The following is a 3,524-nucleotide window of genomic DNA, read 5'->3' as shown; positions in this document are numbered from 1 at the left end:
AAATTGCAGTACTAAGATTAAAACTTAGATTGTTGCTCAACTGATTACGATATCCGGGTATAATAATTATACTCCCGTCATTTATACTGGAAATAGCCATTAAATTAATTTGAGAAAATTCATCAATTCCATAATTTACCATACCTAAAATTAACCCAATATTTTCATTCAAATTGTCACGAAATTCATCATACATCTATATATTGATTTCTAGAAGAACGGGATAAGAGAATTGTTCTCCCTTATCCCGTTTTCAGATTATTTTTTGCTTTTGTCCCTCATTTTTTGCTGCTTCTTTTAATCAGGATATACACAATTTTAACTACTCCTACACCTATTAATGCCCACCAATACCATTCCATGAACTTTCACCTCCTAAAAAATATAATCGTTTCTCTCAAGAATGTGTTAAATGAAACGTCTCCACAATACACGACCTTGTATCATATGCGAACTTTTTTTCTGAAAATATTACCCAAAATTAGAAGCACCACAAATCCTGTTGCGAATGTCATCACACCTGAAAACCAGAAATCAAATTTTTGTACTTCTGTAAGAAAAACATTTTTTATCATCATAACTTGCCAATAAATCGGTAGTGGATAAAATATAACTTGCCATTTTTCACTTACAAAGAATGTTAATATTGGAACCATTATATATAGCCATCCTGTAACTTTTAGTAGAACTAATGCACTCATTTCATTTTCGGCAAAAGCACCTAAAAACATTGAAGTTGCTATTACCATTGCCCCAGAAAAAACTACTACTAACAGTAATTTCACATAGTCAATGGTTAATCCCATCAGAATTAGGCCTGCGCACAGTGTTCCAAACAATCCAATAAATAGAGATGTTGCATATTTGCTAATAATGTATTTTCCAAAATTTAACGGGGATATTGCTATTGCGCAAATAGCTTTCGTTTCTTTTTCATTAACTATGTTGAACCCTGCACTAATTCCTCCAACAAAAATAGCCATTACTACCAATACTACAGTAAGTAAATCCATCAATAGTGAACCTTTTTCTTCTGTTGCCCTATAATCAATAGGAATTGGTATTTCTGGTGAAGTAATTTCTGCTAGTATCATTTTGTAAGTGTCTATTAGTCCTTCTGGCTCATTTCCTTCAAATACTAGCTGAATTGTTTCACCTTCCATTACTACTCCAGCGATTGAATCAATTCTCTCTACTCTATCATATACACTTTCCGCACTATCAAATAAATCCACTTCACCGAAATCTTCAATTTGACTTATCACTTGCTCACCAACACCTTCATATACGGCGAATTTTACCTGCGTGCTTTCTACAGTCGGGACAAATATTCTAATTACGAATGCTAAAATCACTGCATAGAAAATAATAAGTAACATCATACGATCCCTTGTTGCAACAGTGAAATCTTTTATAATCATACTCCATATTTTTCTCATTATGCTCCCTCCTTCATCAGCTTCTTAGTTACAAGAAAGTGACATAATGCATATGCGATAATATTCATACCTACGAGTGTTATGACTTGTCTACCTAAGTCAATTCCCGTAGGAAACAATATTTCTTTCATGCTATGTAGTGCTGGAAAAGACGGTATCCACTCAATATAAAAAGGTGAAAAGCTAGGAATTAAAATTGTAAAAACTGGTAGCATGCTTATTATTACCACACCCATCGCTACAAATATGTATTCAGATAAGTTGCTGAAAAATGTAGCTATGCTCATTCCTATAAATCCGAATAGTGCTATGCCTAGTATTAATATAGGAATCAGTGCTAAGAAATTAACTTTAAAACCTAAAGTTAGAAATATTAACAGTAGTGCATATACAATCCCTTTTGTGATAAAAGTAAGAGTTTTAGACGTGATATATATAGCTGTACCCGTTGGTGTAATACGATATGCTTTAATACTTCCTTCAGCTTTTTCTTGAAACATAAATACTGCACTTAGGAAAAAGCTAAACATCATTACTTCGTAGGTTAAAAATATAGGTATCAACATCTTATTTTGAGGAATTGGCTCTACTCTATCCCCTAAAAATTTCGTTGAGTATTGAGCGTCTATACTAACACCCGCCATATTTAATATCATATTTTTAAGCGATGCACTAATTAAGTTCACATTTTCTTCTCTCATATTTTCACCGTGAACAATTGTAAAATGTGGTTCATATATAGTTCCTTCAAAAACTATTCCCACTTGTGTTTCTTTGTCTAAAATAAGCTGTTCAAGTTCTTCAATATTACTTATAAATACTACGTTATCTACATTTCTTCCCTCAAGCGCACTCTTCATTATCTGACCTGTACTATTGTCTACAAAGTACATAGTTATTTCGTGTTCGATAGAATCTGTTATTACAAAATAATACAAAATGAGAAAAATAATTATTGTACCCATCATTAGCCATGCAAAAGAGTTTCTTAAAAGTAATTTCATATCTTGAACGTATAAATTAAAAAGTTTATTCATTATATGAGCCCCCTTCCGGTCAACTTAATGAATGTTTGCTCTAGAGTTGCCTCCTGTGAATGTATTGTTTGAACTTCCTTGTTTAAGATAATTTTATTAAATTGTTTTTTATCCTCTTCGTTGTCTAAGAAAAATACTGACTTTTTTATTCCCTTTTCACCTGCAAACTCGACTACTACAGATTTTTCTCCATGTTTCATTTTCAAGTTTCTCGGTGTATCCATAGCTACGATTTTTCCTTCATTCAGGAAAGCAACTCTATCACAAAGATCATCAGCTGCAAACATATTATGTGTAGTCAAAAAAATCGTACAACCTTCTTCTTTTTTGCGTTTTATCAACTGTCTGATTTGACTCGCTGTCGTTGGATCAAGTCCTGATGTAGGCTCATCTAAATAGAGTATTTTAGGGTTGTTAATTAAAGAACGAGCAAAAACTATTCTTTGCATCATGCCTTTTGAATAATTAGCAACTCTTTTATTTGCGTCAGCTCTCAATCCTACCATATCCAGTAGTTCCATTGGGTCAGCAGTTGGTACATCAAACAAACCAGCAAAGTACTTTAGATTTTCATAGCCAGTCAATTTTGTGTATAAATTGTGAAACTCAAAACAAACTCCTATGTTGTTATAAAATTCCGACTTCATTTTTGTAATAGAATTGCCTTCATACAACACCTCACCTTTTTGTAGCTTTAGCAGACCTGTCATAATATTTTGCGTAGTACTTTTGCCTGCACCGCTTGGTCCTAAAAATCCAAATACCTCTCCTTTCTCAATGTTAAAAGACACATCATTTACCGCATACTGCCCCTTCCCAGTATAGTCGTGATACAAATTCTTAACACTTATCATTTTCATTCCTCCCTTCGACTTGTTTTTACTTTGTTTATAATAGATTCCATAGTAGATAGATACACTTTTCGCTTTAATTATCCTTAATCTTTTATGTTTTCAATTTCTCTTGAAAATTTTTCAACATTTCCCGGTTGACTATATTGATAGCTCCTTTTTTAGCTCCCAGGATTCTTTCCATAGCATCTTCGTAA

Annotated in this window: 4 protein-coding genes; all 4 read right to left on the bottom strand. The window is 32.9% G+C overall.

Features of this window, described 5'->3' with window-relative positions; all coding sequences use genetic code 11:
• Window positions 1-196, bottom strand: a 196-nt coding sequence (locus U9Q18_07425; GenBank protein MEA3314189.1) for a hypothetical protein, incomplete at its 3' end; no start/stop codon positions are given.
• A gap of 247 nt (window positions 197-443) precedes the next feature.
• On the bottom strand, window positions 444-1,439 hold the full coding sequence (locus U9Q18_07420) for an ABC transporter permease (protein ID MEA3314188.1): 996 nt from the start codon (window positions 1,437-1,439) through the stop codon (window positions 444-446).
• Entirely contained in the window at window positions 1,439-2,407 is a 969-nt protein-coding gene (locus U9Q18_07415; protein MEA3314187.1) for an ABC transporter permease, read from the bottom strand. Before U9Q18_07415 ends, U9Q18_07420 begins: the two co-directional genes overlap by 1 nt.
• 68 nt (window positions 2,408-2,475) lie before the next feature.
• Window positions 2,476-3,330 (bottom strand): ABC transporter ATP-binding protein, encoded by an 855-nt coding sequence (locus U9Q18_07410; protein MEA3314186.1) that lies wholly within the window; start codon window positions 3,328-3,330, stop codon window positions 2,476-2,478.
• Between the last annotated feature and the right edge of the window lie 194 nt (window positions 3,331-3,524).

The sequence above is a fragment of the Caldisericota bacterium genome, from assembly GCA_034717215.1.
Lineage (GTDB): Bacteria > Caldisericota > Caldisericia > Caldisericales > Caldisericaceae > UBA646.
This window is presented reverse-complemented; position numbering and strand designations above follow the sequence as displayed.

Bases quoted from the DNA above. Each gene is read 5' to 3' on its own strand.
- U9Q18_07420 (MEA3314188.1), bottom strand. From the start codon at position 1,439: ATGAGAAAAATATGGAGTATGATTATAAAAGATTTCACTGTTGCAACA.
- U9Q18_07415 (MEA3314187.1), bottom strand. From the start codon at position 2,407: ATGATGGGTACAATAATTATTTTTCTCATTTTGTATTATTTTGTAATA.
- U9Q18_07410 (MEA3314186.1), bottom strand. From the start codon at position 3,330: ATGATAAGTGTTAAGAATTTGTATCACGACTATACTGGGAAGGGGCAG.